General features: G+C 65.7%; 28 protein-coding genes. 11 read left to right on the top strand and 17 right to left on the bottom strand.

Annotated elements, in window-relative coordinates:
* Positions 1-19: 19 nt before the first annotated feature.
* The 6 genes from QQ25_RS09305 to QQ25_RS09330 form a co-directional block, all read right to left on the bottom strand.
* The gene (locus QQ25_RS09305; protein WP_039317423.1) at positions 20-445 is read right to left on the bottom strand and encodes a DUF4383 domain-containing protein; all 426 of its coding nucleotides are present in this window, start codon (positions 443-445) and stop codon (positions 20-22) included.
* 326 nt (positions 446-771) lie between these two features.
* Positions 772-1,110, bottom strand: a complete 339-nt coding sequence (locus QQ25_RS09310) for a hypothetical protein (RefSeq protein ID WP_039378379.1) — start codon at positions 1,108-1,110, stop codon at positions 772-774.
* Complete coding sequence (locus tag QQ25_RS09315) at positions 1,097-1,462, bottom strand: hypothetical protein (RefSeq protein ID WP_052235723.1); 366 nt, start codon at positions 1,460-1,462, stop codon at positions 1,097-1,099. Before QQ25_RS09315 ends, QQ25_RS09310 begins: the two co-directional genes overlap by 14 nt.
* Positions 1,459-2,688, bottom strand: coding sequence for an NRAMP family divalent metal transporter (locus QQ25_RS09320; RefSeq protein WP_039317429.1), 1,230 nt, complete (start codon positions 2,686-2,688; stop codon positions 1,459-1,461). Before QQ25_RS09320 ends, QQ25_RS09315 begins: the two co-directional genes overlap by 4 nt.
* A complete protein-coding gene (locus QQ25_RS09325; RefSeq protein ID WP_234711882.1) occupies positions 2,688-3,176 on the bottom strand; it encodes a hypothetical protein in 489 nt (162 codons plus the stop codon). The genes QQ25_RS09320 and QQ25_RS09325 overlap by 1 nt, the downstream gene beginning before the upstream one ends.
* Positions 3,173-3,409: a hypothetical protein gene (locus tag QQ25_RS09330; protein WP_052235724.1), complete on the bottom strand. Its 237-nt coding sequence runs from the start codon at positions 3,407-3,409 to the stop codon at positions 3,173-3,175. Before QQ25_RS09330 ends, QQ25_RS09325 begins: the two co-directional genes overlap by 4 nt.
* A 212-nt stretch (positions 3,410-3,621) precedes the next feature.
* Here QQ25_RS09330 and QQ25_RS09335 point away from each other — a divergent pair, with 212 nt between their 5' ends.
* Positions 3,622-4,839, top strand: coding sequence for a glycosyltransferase (locus QQ25_RS09335; protein WP_039378380.1), 1,218 nt, complete (start codon positions 3,622-3,624; stop codon positions 4,837-4,839).
* 4 nt (positions 4,840-4,843) lie between these two features.
* Here QQ25_RS09335 and QQ25_RS09340 read toward each other — a convergent pair whose 3' ends face one another.
* Positions 4,844-5,863 (bottom strand): DNA topoisomerase IB, encoded by a 1,020-nt coding sequence (locus tag QQ25_RS09340; RefSeq protein WP_039378382.1) that lies wholly within the window; start codon positions 5,861-5,863, stop codon positions 4,844-4,846.
* Between the two features lie 202 nt (positions 5,864-6,065).
* Here QQ25_RS09340 and QQ25_RS09345 point away from each other — a divergent pair, with 202 nt between their 5' ends.
* The gene (locus tag QQ25_RS09345; protein ID WP_234711883.1) at positions 6,066-6,428 is read left to right on the top strand and encodes an anti-sigma factor; all 363 of its coding nucleotides are present in this window, start codon (positions 6,066-6,068) and stop codon (positions 6,426-6,428) included.
* Here the strand turns inward: QQ25_RS09345 and QQ25_RS09350 are convergent.
* From QQ25_RS09350 to QQ25_RS09365, 4 genes are all read right to left on the bottom strand, one after another.
* Positions 6,425-6,868: an STAS domain-containing protein gene (locus QQ25_RS09350; RefSeq protein WP_131546136.1), complete on the bottom strand. Its 444-nt coding sequence runs from the start codon at positions 6,866-6,868 to the stop codon at positions 6,425-6,427. The genes QQ25_RS09345 and QQ25_RS09350 overlap by 4 nt on opposite strands.
* Before the next feature lie 279 nt (positions 6,869-7,147).
* Positions 7,148-8,632: an ACR3 family arsenite efflux transporter gene (gene arsB / locus QQ25_RS09355; protein ID WP_039378383.1), complete on the bottom strand. Its 1,485-nt coding sequence runs from the start codon at positions 8,630-8,632 to the stop codon at positions 7,148-7,150.
* The gene (locus QQ25_RS09360) at positions 8,629-8,997 is read right to left on the bottom strand and encodes an ArsR/SmtB family transcription factor (protein ID WP_039378385.1); all 369 of its coding nucleotides are present in this window, start codon (positions 8,995-8,997) and stop codon (positions 8,629-8,631) included. Before QQ25_RS09360 ends, arsB begins: the two co-directional genes overlap by 4 nt.
* A gap of 44 nt (positions 8,998-9,041) precedes the next feature.
* Positions 9,042-9,530, bottom strand: a complete 489-nt coding sequence (locus tag QQ25_RS09365; RefSeq protein ID WP_039378670.1) for an ArsI/CadI family heavy metal resistance metalloenzyme — start codon at positions 9,528-9,530, stop codon at positions 9,042-9,044.
* Between the two features lie 102 nt (positions 9,531-9,632).
* Between QQ25_RS09365 and QQ25_RS09370 the strand changes: the two genes are divergently transcribed.
* Positions 9,633-9,992, top strand: coding sequence for an Rv2640c family ArsR-like transcriptional regulator (locus QQ25_RS09370; RefSeq protein ID WP_039378386.1), 360 nt, complete (start codon positions 9,633-9,635; stop codon positions 9,990-9,992).
* A gap of 5 nt (positions 9,993-9,997) precedes the next feature.
* On the opposite strand, the gene QQ25_RS09375 is transcribed toward QQ25_RS09370, so the two are convergent.
* Positions 9,998-10,624 carry a maleylpyruvate isomerase family mycothiol-dependent enzyme gene (locus tag QQ25_RS09375; protein WP_039317451.1) on the bottom strand — a complete coding sequence of 209 codons (627 nt, stop codon included), beginning with the start codon at positions 10,622-10,624 and terminating at the stop codon, positions 9,998-10,000.
* Positions 10,625-10,763: 139 nt separating this feature from the next.
* Between QQ25_RS09375 and QQ25_RS09380 the strand changes: the two genes are divergently transcribed.
* From QQ25_RS09380 to usfY, 4 genes are all read left to right on the top strand, one after another.
* A complete protein-coding gene (locus QQ25_RS09380) occupies positions 10,764-10,997 on the top strand; it encodes a hypothetical protein (RefSeq protein ID WP_039317454.1) in 234 nt (77 codons plus the stop codon).
* Between the two features lie 7 nt (positions 10,998-11,004).
* The gene (locus QQ25_RS30570; RefSeq protein WP_101906218.1) at positions 11,005-11,160 is read left to right on the top strand and encodes a DUF6131 family protein; all 156 of its coding nucleotides are present in this window, start codon (positions 11,005-11,007) and stop codon (positions 11,158-11,160) included.
* A 47-nt stretch (positions 11,161-11,207) separates the two neighbouring features.
* On the top strand, positions 11,208-11,465 hold the full coding sequence (locus QQ25_RS09385; protein ID WP_039317457.1) for a DUF7218 family protein: 258 nt from the start codon (positions 11,208-11,210) through the stop codon (positions 11,463-11,465).
* A 98-nt stretch (positions 11,466-11,563) separates the two neighbouring features.
* On the top strand, positions 11,564-11,872 hold the full coding sequence (usfY, locus tag QQ25_RS09390; protein WP_039317460.1) for a protein UsfY: 309 nt from the start codon (positions 11,564-11,566) through the stop codon (positions 11,870-11,872).
* 63 nt (positions 11,873-11,935) lie between these two features.
* Here usfY and QQ25_RS09395 read toward each other — a convergent pair whose 3' ends face one another.
* Positions 11,936-12,280: a hypothetical protein gene (locus QQ25_RS09395; RefSeq protein WP_039317463.1), complete on the bottom strand. Its 345-nt coding sequence runs from the start codon at positions 12,278-12,280 to the stop codon at positions 11,936-11,938.
* Positions 12,281-12,330: 50 nt separating this feature from the next.
* Here QQ25_RS09395 and QQ25_RS09400 point away from each other — a divergent pair, with 50 nt between their 5' ends.
* Positions 12,331-13,317, top strand: a complete 987-nt coding sequence (locus tag QQ25_RS09400) for an LLM class F420-dependent oxidoreductase (RefSeq protein ID WP_039317466.1) — start codon at positions 12,331-12,333, stop codon at positions 13,315-13,317.
* On the opposite strand, the gene QQ25_RS09405 is transcribed toward QQ25_RS09400, so the two are convergent.
* Entirely contained in the window at positions 13,285-13,794 is a 510-nt protein-coding gene (locus tag QQ25_RS09405) for a DUF6328 family protein (RefSeq protein WP_052235726.1), read from the bottom strand. The genes QQ25_RS09400 and QQ25_RS09405 overlap by 33 nt on opposite strands.
* Positions 13,795-14,069: 275 nt before the next feature.
* Between QQ25_RS09405 and QQ25_RS09410 the strand changes: the two genes are divergently transcribed.
* Positions 14,070-14,504: an ATP-binding protein gene (locus tag QQ25_RS09410; protein ID WP_039317468.1), complete on the top strand. Its 435-nt coding sequence runs from the start codon at positions 14,070-14,072 to the stop codon at positions 14,502-14,504.
* Positions 14,505-14,530: 26 nt separating this feature from the next.
* Positions 14,531-15,253, top strand: coding sequence for an RNA polymerase sigma factor SigF (locus QQ25_RS09415; RefSeq protein ID WP_234711889.1), 723 nt, complete (start codon positions 14,531-14,533; stop codon positions 15,251-15,253).
* Here the strand turns inward: QQ25_RS09415 and QQ25_RS09420 are convergent.
* The gene (locus QQ25_RS09420) at positions 15,224-15,646 is read right to left on the bottom strand and encodes an STAS domain-containing protein (protein WP_052235727.1); all 423 of its coding nucleotides are present in this window, start codon (positions 15,644-15,646) and stop codon (positions 15,224-15,226) included. The two genes, QQ25_RS09415 and QQ25_RS09420, sit on opposite strands and share 30 nt — an antisense overlap.
* Before the next feature lie 194 nt (positions 15,647-15,840).
* On the opposite strand from QQ25_RS09420, the gene QQ25_RS09425 reads away from it, so the two are divergent.
* Positions 15,841-16,386, top strand: a complete 546-nt coding sequence (locus QQ25_RS09425) for a nucleotidyltransferase family protein (protein ID WP_039378388.1) — start codon at positions 15,841-15,843, stop codon at positions 16,384-16,386.
* Between the two features lie 20 nt (positions 16,387-16,406).
* Here QQ25_RS09425 and QQ25_RS09430 read toward each other — a convergent pair whose 3' ends face one another.
* Positions 16,407-16,739 carry a hypothetical protein gene (locus tag QQ25_RS09430; protein WP_039317474.1) on the bottom strand — a complete coding sequence of 111 codons (333 nt, stop codon included), beginning with the start codon at positions 16,737-16,739 and terminating at the stop codon, positions 16,407-16,409.
* An 85-nt stretch (positions 16,740-16,824) separates the two neighbouring features.
* Positions 16,825-18,624 (bottom strand): acetyl-CoA carboxylase biotin carboxylase subunit, encoded by a 1,800-nt coding sequence (locus QQ25_RS09435; protein ID WP_039378390.1) that lies wholly within the window; start codon positions 18,622-18,624, stop codon positions 16,825-16,827.
* Positions 18,625-18,823 lie beyond the last annotated feature (199 nt).

Here is an 18,823-nt window from a genome sequence, read left to right on the forward strand (position 1 = left end):
TGTTTACCGTTACCGCGGGTCACTCGATGGTTCCGGGCGCGCCCGTGCCGATCCCGCTGGTCGCTGTCGCCGCCCGGCCGAACACCAACCCCAATGCGATCATGACGACCGCCAGGCCGAGGTGCAGCCAATTGTCAGCGCTGTTCACCGGGATGAAATTGGCCGCACTGTCCGGGTCGATCACCAGACCGTAGAGCCAGAGGATGGCGTAGACCACGCCGCCGCCGATCAGATAGGCGCGTGCGGCATCGGCTCGGCGGGCCATCAGCACTCCGACTGCACCGAATGCGAGGTGCACCAGATTGTGCAGAACCGAGACGCTGAACAGTCCGAGCAGCATGGCTTCGGAGTGATGTCCCGCCCAGTGCAGATCGCCGTAGTCGGTGGTGATGCCCGGTATGAACCCCAGCACCCCGACGATGAGGAAGAGGATCCCGACGATCATCGCGCCGGCCTGCAGCGGGGTCCACCGTACGGAGCGGTCGGGACTTGGATTCGCAGTTCCCACGGGACAGCCCTTTCTGTGAAAGTCGCGCGGACGCGCGGCGCTGTCGCTGTGGGTAACCCAGCGGTGTCCGTTCAAACCGTTTCGGCCGGTTTGCCTCGTTACCCGCCGGGGTATACGCCGATCTGTCGAAGTCGAGGTGAGGAACATGGCCGGGCCAGAAGTGCTTTTCGAGCGGATCGCCGACGTCATCGAGTCCCAGCGACAGCAGGCTCTCACGGAGTACGCCTTGACCGAATTGCGGTGGCATTGCCATGGTGATGCGGTCACTGACTCCGCAGACCAGGCGAATGCCGGCCGTATCCGGCACGCAGCGTGATGTGGTCGGACGCGACTTTGGCCACATCGTCCCATGCGGCCAGGAACGTGCCGCGGTGTCGCCATCTCGCGATCGTGGCGATGAGCCAGGGCGCGTCGAGGTCGGTGCGCTCGTAGCCCAGATACGACGAGCGGGTGCGCGGACTGATCACCAGGCCGGTCAGTTCCGGGCTGCGCGGGTGGTCAGCGCTGTCGCCGTCGAGCCTGAGTCGGACGTCGATGACGTTTCCGACCGGATGGTGGCCGGCGTCCAGCACGCGGAGCCCGAGCAGATTACTCAGCTGCATGACGCCCTCCCGGGATACGGGCGACGATGTGGTCACGCAGCCAACGCTCGACCCAGTCGGTGTCCGCCGGCGGTTCGGAAGCGCTCAGTTGCACGGTGACACCCACCGAAGCGACTTGTCTCCACGGAATCTCGTGCAGCATCGATCGCGGCGGTGCGCCGCCGAGGATGCGCGTCATCATCACCTGCCCGGAAAGTATCGCGGTGACGCGCGGCGGCGGGCTGCCCGGATCGATGTCCACGTCGGTCTCGACGCCATCGACTTCCAGGTCGTCGACGATGCCGGCCGGGGCGCCCTCATCGTCGAGCAGTTGCCGGTCCAGGAGGTGCAGGCGCGCGTCGACGATTCTCATTGACCCGCCCCCGTCACGATCATCAGCGGTATGGCGGCCAGCGAGGCGGCCACGATGATCACCAGATATACGGAACCGAACATGTTGAGCAGCCTTCCGTTCGTCTTGTCGCCCATGTACTCCGGATCGTTGGCCACGATGAGGATGGGCAGGTAGGTCAGGGGCAGAGCGATGGCCGAGAACACCACCGAATACTCGGTGACCATGACGGGGTCGATGCCGGTGAACAGGACGGCAGTGCCGACGACGATGCTCACGAACATCGCGACGTGGAACCGGGACGCCTCGGCGGGACGGCGGAACTTGCCCCACGGCCAGCCGAAGAACTGCGCCAGGGTGTAGCCACTGGACAGCGTGGTCTCAAGGGCGGCACCGAATGTCGCAGCCACGATGCCGATGATGGCGAACGCCAGCGCCAGCTTGCCGCCGGCCTCCACGACAGGCATCACGATCTGTGACAGTGACGTCACCTCGATCTGTTTCGGTAACAGAACCAGGGTCGCGCAGGCGGCGATGGCGACCGAGAGGATGCCGCCGAGCGGGAAACCGACCAGGACGTTGAGCCGTGACACACCGAGATCTTTTGTCTTCCAATGCTCTTCAACGGCACCGGAGGAGAAGAAGAACACCTCGTACGGAGTCATCGCGGCGCCGAACAGGGCGATCGCGTAATACCAGTAGGTCGCCGAGGATTCGGTTTCGGGAATCACCGGTTGCGCCACCTGCTGGGCCAGATCACCCCAATTCGGTTGCAGGGCAAAGACAGCCACGGCGAACACGATCAGGCAGAGCCCAGCCAGCCCGGCGGTGTTCTCCATCACCGTGAACTTGACCCGCCAGATCACCAGCCATACCGCGAAAGCGGCGACCGGTATCCACATCATCCGTCCGACGTCGGTCGCCAGTTGCAGTGCCAGGGCGACGCCGCCGATCTCGGCGGTCAGCGTCATCAGATTGATCAGAAACGAGGCCGTCAGGTTCGCCGCCGCCGTGCGTGGACCCAAGCGTTCCCGGATGATCTCGAAGGTGGCGCGACCGCTCACCGCCGCGACCCGTCCCGCCATCTGGGCGAACAGGCAGATCCCGACAACGCCGACGAGCACCACCCAGACCAGTGCCAGGCCGAACCGGGAACCGACCACGGCATTGGTCACCAGATCGCCGATGTCGAGGAACCCGCCGATCGCCGTCAGGATCCCCAGCGCTACCGCGAAGAACTTTTTCATCAACGGTAGCCGGTCTCGAGGGCGTCGGCCGATGCCAGCAAGTGGCCGCGCAGCGCGGACAGCTCGGGCTCGACAGCCACTTCGCGGACCCGAGCTGAGGCGGTGTTGAGCTGGCCGATCAACCTGGTCATGGCCTCGGTGAGCATCCGCTGGCGCTCGACGTCGACCGGATCGTCGGCCTTGAGATCGGCGACTCCTTGGTAGGCCTTGACGATCTCGTCCCGGGCATCAGAGATTTGCACGCTGACCAGTTGCGGTGTGGATCGGTCACGCATTCGCAGGTCCAGCGCGTATGCGCCGCTGCGGGCGGCAGCCACCGTCTCTTCCATGCCCTGGGCGAGCTTGCCGGGCATGCCATCGCGGTTGGCCGGGCAGCGAGTGAGCAGCAGCCCGAGCACGGCGATCAGGACGACAGTGATCAATACAGCCCGAACTCGCCGGGCACGGTCTTCTTTTTCTGCCTGCTCCGCCATGGCGGTCACCGTCATCCGGGCAGGGTTTCGCCGCCATCGTCGCGGTCGTCACGGTCGAACTCGTCGAGTCCGAGGTCGTCGGCGACCGCCTCCCGCTGTTCCTGCCAGTCCGGATCGGCAGCCTCCAGCGGCGGGCCGTCCGCGTCTGTCACAGGCACTTCGGCGTCGGGAACCGGTTCGCTGGGCTCACGGTCCTGCTCGAGCGCATCGGCGATCGGCACCTCGTCGGGCACATCTTCGCGGCTCATAGGGCCCCGGATACCCGATGCCCCCTTGATCAAACTCTTCGGGTGTTTAAGTGACCGTTGCCCGGGTACTTCCGGCCGCATGAACTCAGAACCCTCGCGATCAATTCTCGCGTGGCATGTATGTCGGGCAGGCATGCGGTGCAAGAGGTTCCGGTTGGAGCGTTGCGGGAACACGATGTCGATCCGGCCGTGAGCTCGTCGAGGAGGCTTGCATGAAGATCGCGATGGTGTCAGAGCATGCCAGTCCGCTGGCTGCACTCCGCGGAATCGACACGGGTGGGCAGAACGTGCATGTGGCCGCGCTGTCGGCCGCGCTGGCCCGGGAGGGGCACCACGTCACCGTCTACACCCGCCGCGACGACCCGGAGTTGCCTGCCAGGGTCAGGACGGCCGACGGATACACCGTGGTGCATGTCCCGGCAGGACGTGCCGAACGCATTCCGAAAGACGAACTGCTGCAGCACATGGGCGAGTTCGCCAGATTCCTCGACACGACATGGGCAGAAGACCGCCCGGACATCGTGCACGCGCACTTCTGGATGTCGGGCGTGGCCGGCCAACTGGCGGCACGTCATCTCAATCTGCCGGTCGTGCAGACCTTCTACGAGTTGGGCGTGGTCGAGCGCCGCCATCGGGGAGGCGATGGCATGAGCCCTCCCGAGCGCCTCAAGCTGGAAACGATGGTGGCGCGTGGCGCGACATGGGTTGCGGCCACCTGCACCGACGAAGTGTTCGAGCTGATGCGGTTGGGCCGGTCCCGCTCGAGAATCTCCGTGGTGCCCTGCGGTGTAGATGTCGACCTCTTCACACCCGACGGGCCCCGCAGCCGGCGCGGCGCGCCCCACCGCATCGTCAGTGTCGGAAGATTCCTGCCGCGCAAGGGTTTCGACCTCGCCATCCGGGCACTGATCACCGTTCCTGACACCGAGTTGGTGATCGTGGGCGGACCACCGCGAGCCGAGCTGGCACGCGATGCCGAGGCGCACCGGCTGCGGCGACTGGCCGGGGAACTCGGCGTCGCAGACCGGGTGCACCTCTGTGGCGCCGTCGACCGCGCGGACATGCCGGCGATCCTGCGATCGGCGGACGTGGTTGCGTGCACGCCGTGGTACGAGTCGTTGTGCATCGTCCCACTGGAGGCGATGGCCTGTGGGATTCCGGTGGTCGCCTCGGCCGTCGGTTGCATGTTGGACACCGTGGTGGACGACATCACCGGTCGGCTGGTGCCGCCGAAACGGCCTGACCTGCTCGCCGACGCTCTGAACGCGCTGCTGCGCGATGACTTCCACCGGCAGAGTCTCGGTGCCGCCGGCCGCGATCGGGCCCGGTCCCGCTATTCGTGGGACCGGATCGCGTCCGACACGCTGCGGGTCTACGACCGCGTGGAACCTGCCGTGTACCTGCCGCCGCAGGCGACCTCGGCGTCGTAGGGGGTCATGTCTGCCTGTCCACCTTTCGGATCAACCGGGCTGTGCCACGCTCGAGGATCGTCTGGCGCTTGTCAGAGTCGCGGACGCGTGCGGCTCGCCGTACGGCGGGGCCGATGGTCAGTCCGTCCCGGTACGCATCGACCACTCGGGGATCGACGTAGGCGCTGCGGGCGACGGCCGGGGTGTTTCCGAGAGCCTCGGCGACCTCGCGCATCACCGCGGACTCGACGCGTTTGATCACCTTGCCGTCGATGGGAGGGTCCGCGTCGACGAACGACTCGGCCGCCAGCACCGTGCCGTGCCAGGTGCGCAGATCTTTCACGGTGTAGCCGTCGCCGACCATTTCTTTGAATCGGACATTGAGATCCTCGGCATGGACCTCCGTCCACTCGGACGAGTTGCGAAAAGCCAGCAGGCGATCGCCGTTGCCCCGACTCCGCTGCAAGGACCGGACTGCACGCACCACCGCCGGATCTTCGACCAGCAGCATGCGCCGCACGCCGCTCTTGGCCGGATAATCGAACTCGACCGCATCCGGGTGCAACGTGATGTGTTCACGGAGCAACGTCGCGACACCGAACGAGTTGTTCTCCTCGGCGTAGTGGTCTCCACCGGCGCGGAAGTACCCGAGGTCGAGAAGTCGTAGTCCCAGTGCCAGCACGCGGTCGCGGGTCAACCCACGTCGTCTCAGATCCCTCGCGATGGCGCTACGCCAGTCAGCAAGGCCGGCCGACAGTTCGAGCACCCGGTCGAACTTCTCCTCGCCGCGCTCCTGCTGCCATTGGGAGTGATACAGGTATTGGCGCCGTCCCGCGACATCGGTGCCGACGGCTTGGATGTGTCCGTTCGGATGCGGGGATATCCATACCTTCTTCCAGGCCGGCGGGATCACCAGATCCTCGATGCGCTTCAGCGTTGCCGCATCGGTGACGGCGGCCCCGTCGTCATCGCGGTAACTGAATCTCCGGCCACGGCGCACCCGGTGAATCCCCGGCCCACCGACGACGCTGCGCCGCAGCCTCATTGCGGCCCACATCCTGGTTTGGCGACCAGGCGACTGTGGGTACGCGACCCATATGTCATTGTCTGGCCGGGCACCGGGGCCTCCACTGACTGTGCTGCACGGTCGGCGGATACCCCGGGCGGCATCGGGCCACACACGCGGATCGCGAGCTGTAGAGCTGCGGGTACCGGCCCGGGTGGAGTCGCTGGCTGTGGTGAGGGCCATGACGGGTTGTCTGGCCGGCTATGAGGAATTGAACGGCGATACGGCTGGTGACCTGGCGTTGGCGGTGGATGAAGCCTGCACGGTGCTGATCGGCATGTCTTCGCCCGGAGCCAACCTCGTGCTGGTGGAAGACCCTGGGGTGGATGTACTGAGCGTCCGCGTGTCAACCGCCTGTGACAGCGTCCATGGCGAGCCTGGCAGTGCCGGCCTGAGCGGCTTCAGCCGCCGGGTACTGGAGTCGCTCGCCGAGCAGGTGGACACCTTCGTCGACGAGCTCGACTCCGAGCACGCCGATGAACTCAGCCCGGTGCTGGGTATTTCGCTGACCGTCCGGCGGAACGGGTTGTCGGTGCGACGTTAGGGAGTTACGTCGACCAACCGCAACTGCCTCGGCTGATTGCGCAGCGTCGAGAGGGCGGCAGGAAGCGAAGTCGAGACCGGCAACGCGCGGGCAGGATCGCAGATGCCGAGCACGCGGGACACGGCGCGGCTGGGAATCAACACCCAGTCGATGTTCTCGCCGGCGCATCGCACGTTGAGGGTATGAAGGCAGGCGAAGCAGCCTGCGCTGAAGAAGTCGACCGCGCTGAGGTCGAGAACGAGTTGTCCGCTGGGCCTGGTGTGCCGAATCCCGCAGTCGGTCAGCTCGGTGGCATTGGACGCATCCAGCTCGCCGCTGACGCTGATCACCGCGGTCGCCGGCCACAGCCATTGCGCGCAGAACTGCGCACGGGTGCGGTCATGGGGAGACGTGGTGACCCGGCTCGCGACATTCAAGCTCGTGACGTTCATTGTGGACATCGGTGACTCCTCAGCAGAAACACTGCGGTCACGTCACACTTCAGGTTCTGTGGGCTCAAAACCCCTGGATACAGGGTCACTACCCTGCATCCGATGACGATTTTCAGGGCGGCTGTGAACTCAACCTGCGACCGACTTTACGCCCCATCATGCGCTCGAACAATCGATCCGCGAGTGTTCCCGGCGGCGCGCCACGTCTGTCTCGTCCGCAACACTGCTACCGAGCGGCCCCTCGGTAGATGAAAACAACACTGGCGGAGCCAATTTCGTTGATCGAATTCAGCTGCGTACGGCCAACTCCGTCAACAAGTGCCTGACACGGGTGTCGATCTCGTCGCGGATGGGGCGGACCGCCGCGAGGTCCTTGCCGGCAGGATCCGGCAGTTCCCAGTTCACGTAGCGCTTCCCCGGGAAGATGGGGCAGCTGTCGCCGCATCCCATGGTGACCACCACATCGGCTGCCGAGACGATTTCCTCTGTCCAACGTTTCGGGGATCCGCCTGTGATGTCGATGCCGACCTCCGCCATCGCGGCGACGGCGGTCGGATTGATCTCATGTGCCGGTTCTGACCCGCCGGATAGTGCAATGGCCCCGCCAGCCGCGTAGTGGGTGAAGTATCCGAGGGCCATCTGCGAGCGCCCGGCGTTGTGGGTGCACAGAAACAGCACCGTCGGCGGGCTGGTCGGCAAGTGCTCAGAAGTGTGGTGGGAGAATCGGTTTCGGAGCGCCAGGGAGACGTAGACCAGAGCGACCAACACCGGCACTTCGATCAACGGGCCGACGACCCCTGCCAGTGCCTGGCCGGAGGTGGCACCGTAGGTGGCGATCGCCACGGCGATGGCGAGTTCGAAGTTGTTGCCGGCCGCGGTGAACGCCAGGGTGGTGGTGCGCTCGTAACCGAGATCGAGCACCGTGCCGAGCAGGTAGCCGCCGCCCCACATGATCGCGAAGTAGGCCAGCAGCGGCAGCGCGATCCGGGCCACGTCCCATGGCTGGTGGGTGATCTGATCACCTTGCAGCGCAAAGAGAATCACGATGGTGAACAGCAGTCCGTAGAGCGCCCACGGCCCGATGCGGGGCAGGAACTCGGATTCGTACCAGTCGCGGCCCTTGGTCTTCTCCCCGATGCGGCGGGACAGGTAGCCGGCCAGCAGCGGAATGCCGAGGAAGATGAGCACGGATTTGGCGATCTGCCACGGCGAGGTGCTGATGGTGGTCTGCTCCAGGCCGAGCCAGCCGGGCAGCACAGAGAGGTAGAACCAGCCCAGCACGGCGAACATGATGACCTGGAAGATCGAGTTGAGTGCGACCAGGACGGCGGCGGCTTCGCGGTCTCCGCAGGCGAGGTCGTTCCAGATGATGACCATGGCGATGCAGCGGGCCAGGCCGACGATGATGAGGCCGGTGCGGTATTCCGGCAGATCGGGCAGTAGCAGCCAGGCCAGGGCGAACATCAACGCCGGGCCGAGCACCCAGTTCAACAGCAGCGAAGAGAGCAGCAGTTTGCGGTCGCCGGTGACGGTATCGAGGCGGTCGTAGCGGACCTTGGCCAGCACGGGATACATCATGATCAACAGGCCCAGGGCGATGGGCAGTGAAATGCCGTCGATCTGAACGCTTTCCAGCGCGGTGTTGAGACCGGGGACCCAGCGGCCGAGGAGCAGCCCGGCGACCATCGCCGCGCCGATCCAGAGCGGTAGGAACCGGTCGAGGGTGGAGAGCTTGCCGACGACCGGCGGCGCGGCGGCTGTCGTGGCGGTCATGCGGAGGCCGTGGCGGAGGTCGGAGCGCCGAGCAGGACGGTGAGGCTGGCCAGCGCGTCGGGCACCACCGCGTAGTACACCCAGGACGCTCGGCGCTGCGAAGTGAGCAGGCCGGCGTCGCGCAGCACCTTGAGGTGGTGGCTGATCGTCGGCTGCGAGACGTCGACCCCGGCTGAGATGTCGCAGACGCAGGCCTCGCCACCGGCATGGCTGGCGATCGCCGAGAACAACTGCAAGCGGACCGGATCGGCCAGTGCCTTGAGCTTGACCGTCATATCCGCGGCCTCGGCAGGCGAGATCGGTTCACGCAGTAACGCGCCGGGCGGGCAGCACGCCTCGTCGGACGGATCCGATGATTTCGACATCCTTCAATATTGATGCTTATCGAACCCGCCGTCAAGCCGAGTGCTCAGCAGCAGGACGTGGTCTCGGCCGTCTCAGACTCGGCGTCTGCGGCGGCACTTCCGCCGCAGCAGACTCCACCCTCGCCACCCTCGCCGTCGGCGAGGAGTCGGGGGCTGGTGCCGAATGTGTCGGAATCGGCCAGCACCGTGTAGACCTCCCATTTCTCTCCGGCCGGGCCGGTCACCCAGACCTTGTCCTGGGTGGCAAAGCAACAGGTCGTGCCGATCTCCTCGTCGGTGAACAGGCCCTCGCCGGTCAGGCGGGCGATCTCGGCGTGCACCGTCTCGCTGGATTCGACCTCGACCCCGAGGTGGTTGATGGTGCCGCCCTTGCCGGGGTTTTCCAGCAGCACCAGCTTTAGTGGCGGCTCGGTGACCGCGAAGTTGGCGTAGCCGGGCTTGACCTTGGCCGGGGAAACGCCAAAGAGCTTGGTGTAGAACGTGACCGCCTCGTCGAGATCATCGACGTTGAGCGCGAGCTGGACACGGGACATGATGCGAACCTCCACCTGGGATGAGACATATATCGAATTAACCATCAGGGCCCAGGATGCCACCTTTTCGATATATGTCAATATTCATGGCATGATGGAGCCATGCCGAAAGCGCTGCCCGTGATCGATATGTCCACGCCGGTGTGTTGTTCGCCGGTGGCGGCAGGCCCGATCACGGATGACGACGCGGTGGCCGTGGCGATGCGGCTCAAGGCGATCGCCGACCCGGCACGGGTCAAGATCGTGTCCTTGTTGTTCACCGCGACGCCGGGTGGTGAGACGAGTGGCAACCTCGCCGCCGCGCTCGGGTTGAGCGAGTCGACCGTCAGCCACCACATGGGTCAGCTACGCAAGGCCGGACTGGTGATATCGGACCGCCGCGGAATGAATGTCCTTCATCGCGTGCTGCCCGAGGCTCTCCAGGCCTTGTGTGTAGTGCTCGACCCGAACTGCTGCCGGTAGTGCGGTCAGAGCCGCCCGAGCAGGATCTCCACACCCGGGCCGCTGAGTTCCTCGGCGGCTTGCCTGCGGCCGGTCATCGCAAGAAGTAGCGCCTCACCGGAGCCGGAGACTTCCGGTCCGTGGCCGTGCTCCCACTCGATATCGTTGGCGCACAATCGAAGTCCTCTGATTCTCCGGCCCGCACCGAGGCGCGGGTTGCCGGGCACCAGAGGCAGGATCCGTTGTAGTCGCTGCGCGGGCACGTCGCGCGGGTGGCCGAGTGCACGCCGAATGTCCTGATGATGAACGGTCCCGTCGACCAGACCGATCATGCCGCCGAACCCCGCCGTCAGACCTTGCGGGCGCAGATGCCGGTTGAGGAACTCGAGTAGTCCGGTCGTGGACATCGTCGAGTATTCGGCGACACCGACTTCATTGGCCCGCACCACCCGCCCCTTCACGAACCGCTTGAACAATCCAGCGACGCCCAGCTCCTCGTAGCTGACGATGTGGGCCACAACGTCTTTCACTGTCCAGCCGGTGCACAGCGACTCTGTCTGCCACTCATCGGAGGTCAAGGTGGCCAGGAATTCGGCAAGATCGGCCCGCTCGTCACGGGCCAGGTCCATCAGTGACGGTTCGTCGGTGTCCATCGAAGCTCTCCTGCCGGACCACGTCGGTGTAGCGGTCAAGGGTAGAAGCGGTGCGGCCCACCGATCAACGCCGCGACCACGCTTGCGTGCGGTTTGCCTCAATGTTTGACCCACGCGTCAGCCGGGTACATCGCATCCCATGAGACTTGGTGGATTGTTCGGAACAGTCGTGCTCATCTGGCTGATCATCGGCGTGGTGGCGGCCTGGCAGCGCGATTATTTCCACGGTGGATCAACGAACTGTGCGACCGCGGGCGCAATAGCACTCACGGTCCTGGCCGGCCCGCTGAACTACGCGGGTGTCAATCCCAAGGTGGACGAGTGCCGTTTGCCGCAACCCAGTGCGATGGCTCCCATCGCCGCACTGAATTGAGGTCGTCATGATTGTGCTCGGAGCGATCCTGCTCGTTCTCGGATTGGTCTTCAACATCTATCTGCTCTGGGTGGCCGGCGTGATCCTGCTGGTCATCGGTGCCGTCTTCTGGCTGCTCGGGTCGATCGGGCGGCCGGTCGCGGGGCGTCGAAGCTGGTATTGACCACACGGCCGTCTCAACATCGTCAGCAACGACAAGGGAGGTGCGAGATGCCGAATTCGTCGATCAAGGACGAAAAGCTCTACGAGGAGCTGCGCGACGAAGGAAATTCGAAGGAGAAGGCGGCGCGGATCTCGAACGCTGCCGCGGCCCGGGGGCGTTCGAATGTCGGCCGCTCGGGCGGCGAGTCCGGTTCCTATGACGACTGGAAGGTCGACGACCTGCGCAAGCGGGCGAAAGAGCTTGGCATCAAGGGCTATTCCGACAAGAACAAGCGCGAACTGATCGGGATGCTCCGCAACCATTGATCGATGATGGTGTTTCTCTCGCCAGAGGGGTCCAATAGATCTACCGTGGAGACAGCCCATGCACGGCAGGTGGGGCGAAGTGGCGGGAAGGAGCAGCCATGAAGGGTCCAAAAGATCCAGTTGACCACGCCCGGACAACCCGGCCACACGCCGGCGAGTCGATGAAGGACAACGTCATCATGCCCGCGCTCGTACTGATCCTCCTGGGATTGGTGCTGTTCGTCGGGTGTCTGGCGGCGTTCGCCACCGGCCACCCCGATGTGGGCCTGACCGTGGGCACGTTGTCCGCAGCCGGGCTCGGCATCGGATCGATGTGGCTGGCGCTCGAGCACATGCGAGTGCGCCGCATCGAGGATCGCTGGTACACAGACCATCCCGGCGTGATGCGGCAGCGGCCGAGCAGCTGAGAACCGCGCCGACCCACCCGGCAGCTGAGCAGCCGGGTGGGTGTCGTGCGGCGCGGCGCAAGCTCAGAACGTGAGCGCCAGTACCGCGAAATCGATTGCCAACAGCGCCAATCCGATCAGCGGAACAAGAATGCCGTACCGCAAGCGTGCGGTGATGATGGACACGGCGATCGTGACCACGGGCACAACGGGCGCGCCGTAGAACAGGATCCCGAACCAGAATTCTCCGGGGCCCTTGCTCGCGCACACGTCGCCGGTACATCCGGCCATACCCATCACCGCACCCATGCCGTACAGGAACACCGCGATGGCCGCGGGAACGGTCAACACGGCCAGCACCCAGGTGAGCGAAATCCGCATCCGCCGCTCGCCGGTGTGCTGTGTCTGCAGAGTCTGTGATTCGGTCATGGCGTCCGCATACCCAGTTTCGCGGTCTTCTGCACGGGTATTCCAGCGCCATGGCCAGATTCGGATACACATTGATGACCGAGCAGAGCGGCCCCCGACAGCTCGTCGACTATGCGGTGTCGGCGGAGCAGGCCGGCTTCGACTTCGAGGTGAGCAGTGATCACTACAGTCCCTGGCTGGCCAGTCAGGGACACGCCCCCAACGCCTGGCCCGTGCTGGGCGCGGTGGCCCACGCCACCGACACCGTGCAGCTCTACTCGTACGTCACCTGCCCGACCATCAGGTATCACCCGGCGATCGTGGCCCAGCAGGCCGCCACCGTGCAGATCCTGGCCGATGGCCGGTTCACCCTGGGTCTCGGCAGCGGTGAGAACCTCAACGAACACGTCGTGGGTCACGGTTGGCCCACCGTGCAGCGTCGCCTCGACATGCTCGCCGAGGCGATCAAGGTGATCCGTGAACTGCTTAGCGGCGACCTCGTCGACTTCAGGGGTGAGTTCTACGAAGTGGACTCTGGCCGTATCTGGGATCTGCCGGAGGTTCCGGTGACCATCGCCGTCTCGATGACCGGTGAGAAGGCCGTGGAGAAGCTTGCCGTGGCAGCCGATCACCTGATCAACGTCGCACCCGACCGGGCGATCGTCGAGGGCTGGCAGCAGCGCCGGCAAGCCACCGGCGTACTGCCCGAAGGTCGGGTGATCGGACAGATCCCCGTGTGCTGGGATCCTGATCGCGATGCCGCGGTGAAGCGGGCCCACGACCAGTTCCGCTGGTTCGGTGGCGGCTGGGCGGTCAACGCGGATCTGCCGACACCCGCCGGTTTCGCCGCGGCAACCCAGTACGTGCGGCCGGAGGATGTCGCCGACGCCATCCCGTGTGGACCGGACCTGGACGCGATCGTCGCGGCCGTCGCGCCTTATCGGGATGCGGGCTTCACCGATATCGCCCTTGTCCAGATCGGTGACGAGGGCCAGCAGCGATTCCTCGACGAAGCGGCGAGACCGCTATTGGCTGCGCTGCGCGCCGAGTTCGACTGAGGCGCCGGTCGACATCGGATGCCCCAGACGCATCGCCAACGGCAGCAACACCCAGATACCGACGAACGTCACGAGAGCGACCGCCCCGGCGATCACGCCGGCCTCGCGCCCGGCCACAGTGTCGAAGATCAGCTCGGTCACCCCGGCCATCGCGAGGCCGAGCAACACCAGGCCGGTGAACGCGCAGCGGTGTGCGGCCGACACCAGCAGATTCAAGCGGTGCCTGCGGAACAGGATCCGATGCATCCCGACCGGAGCGACCAGGAACGCGGTGGCACCGGCCGAACACGCGACGGTCACGAGATACAGGAGCCGCATCGACTCGTCGAGCATCGAGAACCGTTCCTGGAACGGCAGAGTGACCAGCAGGCCGGTGAGCAACTGGACGCCGGTCTGCACCACTCGCAGCTCTTGCAGCAGGTTGTTCCAGTTGCGGTCCAGACGCTCGGCTTCCGTCTCGTCGCGGTCCGGATCCATGCCGTCAATAATCCCACGTCGATCACATGTTTCGGGTCGCGGCGCGATGGGCATCCCTGGCTGGGATCCCAGGCGGTCCAGTCAGGGTGCAGGAAAGGAACAACAGTGCCGAAGTCGAGACCGACATCGCCCCGACGGGGCGGACCCGCACTGCCTCTGACGGAAACTGCTCGGCGCGTTATGGTTCAGGGTCGAGGGAGCACGATCAGCAGAGCGGTCTCGTGAGACAACCGTCCCAGCCGGGACATTGTCGATCCGAGACGCCGGGAGGTGAGATGGCCGACGAACAGGGCCAACCCAAGCCGCGCCGCGTGGAGCGGTCGGTGGAGATTCGGGTCGCTGCCAGGCTGGAGAACCTGGCCGTGGTGCGCACACTTGTCGCTGCGGTAGCTGCCTTCGAAGACCTTGATTTCGACGTCGTCGCCGACCTGCGATTGGCCGTGGACGAGGCCTGCACCGCATTGATCAGGTCGGCGGTACCGGATTCGAGTCTGCATCTGGTCGTCGACCCCCACGATGAGTCGGTGATGATCACCGCTTCCACCACCTGCACGGGTGCTGCGGTGCTCGAGCCCGGCAGCTTCAGCTGGCACGTGCTGAGCTCCTTGACCGACGAGGTCAACACCTTCACCAACGGTGACGGGCCCGACGACACCGGCCAGGTATTCGGCATCACCCTGACGACGAGGCGAGCGAGCCTGCTGCGGTGACGTCGGAATATGCGGACGTTCGGGAAATGTTCCGCGAACTCGGCGGACTGTCCGAGGACTCGCCGGCCTACGAACGTCAACGTGAGCGAATCGTCGAGCGCTGCCTGCCGCTCGCCGATCACATCGCGCGGCGCTTCGACGGCCGCGGTGAGCCGCGTGAAGATCTGGTCCAGGTGGCGCGGGTCGGCCTGGTCAATGCGATCAACCGATTCGATGTCGAGACCGGATCGGACTTCGTGTCGTTCGCGGTGCCGACGATCATGGGGGAGGTCCGGCGCCACTTTCGCGACAACAGCTGGTCGGTGAAGGTGCCGCGACGGCTCAAGGAGCTGCACCTGCGGCTGGGCGCGGCGACCGCGGAGCTGTCTCAGCGGTTGGGCCGTGCGCCGACCGCTTCCGAACTTGCCGAGGAACTCGACATGGATCGCGAAGAGGTGATCGAAGGCCTGGTCGCGGGGCGCTCGTACAACACGTTGTCGATCGACAGCGGCGGCGGAGGTGACGAGGATGCGCCGGCGATAGTCGACACGCTCGGCGACCTGGATGACGGCCTGGACCAGATCGAGAATCGGGAAACGCTGCGGCCCTTGCTTGCTCAACTACCTGAGCGGGAACGCACGGTACTGCTGCTGCGGTTCTTCGAGTCGATGACGCAGACTCAGATCGCCGAGCGTGTCGGAGTATCGCAGATGCATGTGTCGCGGCTGCTCGCGAAATCGCTAGCGCGACTTCGTGACCAACTGCAGTAGCGGGGTCTTGCCGTTCAGCGTGGACAACGCCGCGGCCACGCTGTAGCACGTGTGCAGTGCCGAATCGGGGTCGCAGATGCGCAGCAGCCGGTTGACCGCTTTGCTGGGCACCAACACCCAGTCGGTATGGGTGGTCGAGCAGCGACCTTCGATGTCCTTGAGGGCGGAAAATCCTGCGGTGCCGAAGAAATCGACGTCGGTGAGGTCGACTGCGACCCGTTCGGCCTCGATGGTGTGTCGCAACGTGTAGTCGGCGAACTCGGCTGCGTTGACCGCGTCGATTTCGCCGTGGGCACTGATCACGGCCGTGGACGGAGGCAGCCAGCGGGTGGCGAAGGTGGCCGGCGATTCGTCAGTCTGGTCGATGAGAGCGTTCGTCGAAAAGACGGTCATGGGTAGCTCCATCAGTCGTAATACATGTATTCGTACTGTTGGTGCGGCATCAATCGACAGCGTCACGAGTTCCGCGCGCATGTCGACTACGCTCGCTGCGGCTGTGAACTCAACCTGTCAGAACCCTACCGCCATCAAGGTCAACGGACAATTTGTTTGAGTGGATTCTTAGACTCCCGGGTCAGACTGTTGCCATGTCAAAGGCCGACCCGGTAGCCGGCGTGGTGCTGGCCGCCGGCGCGGGCCGCCGGTTCGGAATGCCGAAAGTTCTTGCCGACCAGGGCGAGTGGCTTGCACGGGCGGTGGCCGCGCTCGATCACGGCGGCTGCGACGACATCATCGTGGTGCTCGGTGCGGCCGTGGTCGAAGTACCTGCGCCTGCGCGCGCCGTGGTGGCCGCGCGCTGGGCCGACGGAATGAGCGCTTCGGTGCGCGAAGGGCTGAAGGCCGCCGGAGACGCTGAATGGGTCGTGCTGCAGACGGTCGACACCCCCGACGTCGGCGCCGACGTCGTGGCCCGGGTTCTGGATGCGGCGCGCGGCGCCGGTTCCGGTCTGGCCCGCGCGGGCTACGACGGCCGCCCCGGCCACCCCGTCGTGGTGGCCCGCAGGCACCTCGCGGAGCTGGCCGCCGCGTTGCACGGCGACCAGGGGGCCCGGGCGTTTCTCGGAGCCCGCGACGACGTCGTCGCGGTGGAATGCGGCGACCTGGCCACGGGCCTGGACATCGACGAGCGCTGACCGCTATCTGGCGGACGCACTCACGTGTGCACGTCCAGACCGAGCACCTCCATGGCGTACCGCCGCACGGTGTCCTCCGAGATGGCGGCGGCGTCCTCGAAGCCGGGCCGGCCGCGGCTGCTCAGGAATCCGGTGACGGGGTCGAGGATGACCTCGGCGAGCAATTCGCCGCTAGTCGGTTCGCACACCGCCCAGGTGTACCGGGTGTCGTCGGCCCAGCCGTCCGCGGCGTCGTGCACGTAGTCCAGATCGTCCTCTCCCAGGTCCGCGAGCGCGGGCCGGTCATCGACGCGGTCATCGGCGCGCAGTCCGCGCAGGTACCACTGTCCGTTGTTGATCTCGACAGGTTCCATGAGCCCTCCAAGAACGCCGAATGGCCACTTACGACACAGGATTCAGCAGAATCCGTGCCACAAGTGGCCACTCGGTCCGAAAGATCTACTTGATTTCGGCGATCACGGTGCCCTGGGTGATGGCGGCACCCGCCTCGACGGCCAGGCCGGTGATGACGCCGTCCTTGTGCGCCGTCACCGGGTTCTCCATCTTCATGGCCTCCAGGACCACGACCAGGTCGCCCGCGGCCACTTCCTGGCCCTCCTCGACAGCCACCTTGACCACGGTGCCCTGCATCGGCGCCGTCACCGAGTCACCCGATGCCGCGGTCGCGCCGCCGCCACCGCGCTTGCGGGCCTTCGGCTTCTTCCTGAGGACACCGCTCGCACCACCGCTTGCACCGCCACCGCCGAGCGCCAGGTCACCGGGCAGCGACACCTCGAGGCGGCGTCCGCCGACCTCGACGACCACGGTCTGGCGAGGAATGGTGTCCTCTTCCTCGATCGGATCGCCACCGGTGAACGGCTCGACGGTGTTGTCCCACTCGGTCTCGATCCACCGGGTGTGCACGCTGAAGCCGTCCCCGTCGCCGATGAAGGCGGGGTCGGACACCACGGCCCGGTGGAACGGGATAACGGTGGCCAAGCCCTCCACGTTGAACTCTGCCAGCGCGCGACGCGAGCGGGCCAGGGCCTCCTCGCGAGTGGCGCCGGAAACGATCAGCTTGGCGAGCATCGAGTCGAACTGGCCACCGATGACCGAGCCGGACTCCACGCCGGAGTCCATCCGGACACCCGGACCCGTCGGCGCCTCGAACTTGGTGACGGGGCCGGGGGCGGGCAGGAAGCCGCGACCGGCGTCCTCACCGTTGATGCGGAACTCGAACGAGTGGCCGCGCGGCGTCGGATCCTCGGTGATGTCGAGTGCCTCGCCGTTGGCGATCTTGAACTGCTGTAGCACCAGGTCGATGCCCGAGGTCTCCTCGGTGACCGGGTGTTCGACCTGCAGACGGGTGTTGACCTCCAGGAAGGAGATCAGCCCGTCCTGACCGACCAGGTACTCAACGGTGCCCGCACCGTAGTAGCCGGCCTCCTTGCAGATGCGCTTGGCGGATTCGTGGATCTCCTTGCGCTGCGCGTCGGTGAGGAACGGAGCCGGAGCCTCCTCGACCAGCTTCTGGAAGCGGCGCTGCAGCGAGCAGTCACGGGTACCGGCGACGACGACGTTGCCGTGCGTGTCGGCGATGACCTGGGCCTCGACGTGGCGCGGCTTGTCCAGGTAGCGCTCGACGAAGCATTCGCCGCGGCCGAACGCGGCGACGGCCTCACGGGTCGCCGAGTCGAACAGCTCCGGGATCTCCTCGATGGTCCGGGCCACCTTCATGCCGCGACCGCCACCGCCGAAGGCGGCCTTGATCGCGACGGGCACACCGAACTCCTTGGCGAACGCGACGACCTCGTCGGCGTTCTTGACCGGGTCCGGGGTGCCCGGAACCAGCGGTGCCTTGGCCTTGGCGGCGATGTGGCGCGCGGTGACCTTGTCACCCAGATCGCGGATGGACTGCGGGCTCGGCCCGATCCAGATCAACCCGGCGTCGAGCACGGCCTGGGCGAAGTCGGCGTTCTCCGACAGGAAGCCGTAACCCGGGTGGATGGCGTTGGCGCCGGACTTGGCGGCGGCGTCCAGGATCTTCTCGAAGACCAGGTAGGACTCGGCTGAGGTCTGGCCGCCCAGGGCGAAGGCTTCATCAGCGAGCCGCACGTGCGGCGCATCGGCGTCAGGCTCGGCGTACACCGCCACGCTGGTCAGTCCGGCGTCTTTGGCGGCGCGAATCACCCGGACCGCGATCTCCCCGCGATTGGCGACCAGCACCTTGGAGATCTTTGAGCTGGCGTGGTTGGCCACGGTGCCTCCTCGGCAGTTCTCTAAGAAACGTCTTTAAGAATCTATCGCGGGCAGTTTATGCGGCGCACCTCAAGGCCTGCCCAGCCGGTATCGGTTACTGATCAGTAGGTTTTTTCGGATCCGTTTGACTGCGGCGGCAACTCGGCGGTTTCACCGTGTTGGCCTGGGACAACTGGTGGCCGTGTGGCGGCCGCGGTTT

It is taken from the genome of Mycolicibacterium setense, from assembly GCF_000805385.1.
GTDB classification, from domain to species: Bacteria; Actinomycetota; Actinomycetes; order Mycobacteriales; family Mycobacteriaceae; genus Mycobacterium; species Mycobacterium setense.

Excerpts from the sequence above, each read along its gene's own strand:
- QQ25_RS09430 (WP_039317474.1), bottom strand. The coding sequence starts at position 16,739 with ATGGAACCTGTCGAGATCAACAACGGACAGTGGTACCTGCGCGGACTG.
- QQ25_RS09315 (WP_052235723.1), bottom strand. The coding sequence starts at position 1,462 with ATGAGAATCGTCGACGCGCGCCTGCACCTCCTGGACCGGCAACTGCTC.
- QQ25_RS30570 (WP_101906218.1), top strand. The coding sequence starts at position 11,005 with ATGATTGTGCTCGGAGCGATCCTGCTCGTTCTCGGATTGGTCTTCAAC.
- QQ25_RS09400 (WP_039317466.1), top strand. The coding sequence starts at position 12,331 with ATGGCCAGATTCGGATACACATTGATGACCGAGCAGAGCGGCCCCCGA.
- QQ25_RS09425 (WP_039378388.1), top strand. The coding sequence starts at position 15,841 with ATGTCAAAGGCCGACCCGGTAGCCGGCGTGGTGCTGGCCGCCGGCGCG.
- QQ25_RS09405 (WP_052235726.1), bottom strand. The coding sequence starts at position 13,794 with ATGGATCCGGACCGCGACGAGACGGAAGCCGAGCGTCTGGACCGCAAC.
- QQ25_RS09410 (WP_039317468.1), top strand. The coding sequence starts at position 14,070 with ATGGCCGACGAACAGGGCCAACCCAAGCCGCGCCGCGTGGAGCGGTCG.
- QQ25_RS09335 (WP_039378380.1), top strand. The coding sequence starts at position 3,622 with ATGAAGATCGCGATGGTGTCAGAGCATGCCAGTCCGCTGGCTGCACTC.
- QQ25_RS09420 (WP_052235727.1), bottom strand. The coding sequence starts at position 15,646 with ATGACCGTCTTTTCGACGAACGCTCTCATCGACCAGACTGACGAATCG.
- arsB (WP_039378383.1), bottom strand. The coding sequence starts at position 8,632 with ATGACCGCCACGACAGCCGCCGCGCCGCCGGTCGTCGGCAAGCTCTCC.
- QQ25_RS09310 (WP_039378379.1), bottom strand. The coding sequence starts at position 1,110 with ATGCAGCTGAGTAATCTGCTCGGGCTCCGCGTGCTGGACGCCGGCCAC.
- QQ25_RS09415 (WP_234711889.1), top strand. The coding sequence starts at position 14,531 with ATGTTCCGCGAACTCGGCGGACTGTCCGAGGACTCGCCGGCCTACGAA.
- QQ25_RS09385 (WP_039317457.1), top strand. The coding sequence starts at position 11,208 with ATGCCGAATTCGTCGATCAAGGACGAAAAGCTCTACGAGGAGCTGCGC.
- QQ25_RS09370 (WP_039378386.1), top strand. The coding sequence starts at position 9,633 with ATGCCGAAAGCGCTGCCCGTGATCGATATGTCCACGCCGGTGTGTTGT.
- QQ25_RS09380 (WP_039317454.1), top strand. The coding sequence starts at position 10,764 with ATGAGACTTGGTGGATTGTTCGGAACAGTCGTGCTCATCTGGCTGATC.
- usfY (WP_039317460.1), top strand. The coding sequence starts at position 11,564 with ATGAAGGGTCCAAAAGATCCAGTTGACCACGCCCGGACAACCCGGCCA.
- QQ25_RS09345 (WP_234711883.1), top strand. The coding sequence starts at position 6,066 with ATGACGGGTTGTCTGGCCGGCTATGAGGAATTGAACGGCGATACGGCT.
- QQ25_RS09330 (WP_052235724.1), bottom strand. The coding sequence starts at position 3,409 with ATGAGCCGCGAAGATGTGCCCGACGAGGTGCCGATCGCCGATGCGCTC.
- QQ25_RS09325 (WP_234711882.1), bottom strand. The coding sequence starts at position 3,176 with ATGACGGTGACCGCCATGGCGGAGCAGGCAGAAAAAGAAGACCGTGCC.
- QQ25_RS09365 (WP_039378670.1), bottom strand. The coding sequence starts at position 9,530 with ATGTCCCGTGTCCAGCTCGCGCTCAACGTCGATGATCTCGACGAGGCG.
- QQ25_RS09305 (WP_039317423.1), bottom strand. The coding sequence starts at position 445 with ATGATCGTCGGGATCCTCTTCCTCATCGTCGGGGTGCTGGGGTTCATA.
- QQ25_RS09320 (WP_039317429.1), bottom strand. The coding sequence starts at position 2,688 with ATGAAAAAGTTCTTCGCGGTAGCGCTGGGGATCCTGACGGCGATCGGC.
- QQ25_RS09360 (WP_039378385.1), bottom strand. The coding sequence starts at position 8,997 with ATGTCGAAATCATCGGATCCGTCCGACGAGGCGTGCTGCCCGCCCGGC.
- QQ25_RS09340 (WP_039378382.1), bottom strand. The coding sequence starts at position 5,863 with ATGAGGCTGCGGCGCAGCGTCGTCGGTGGGCCGGGGATTCACCGGGTG.
- QQ25_RS09395 (WP_039317463.1), bottom strand. The coding sequence starts at position 12,280 with ATGACCGAATCACAGACTCTGCAGACACAGCACACCGGCGAGCGGCGG.
- QQ25_RS09375 (WP_039317451.1), bottom strand. The coding sequence starts at position 10,624 with ATGGACACCGACGAACCGTCACTGATGGACCTGGCCCGTGACGAGCGG.
- QQ25_RS09350 (WP_131546136.1), bottom strand. The coding sequence starts at position 6,868 with ATGTCCACAATGAACGTCACGAGCTTGAATGTCGCGAGCCGGGTCACC.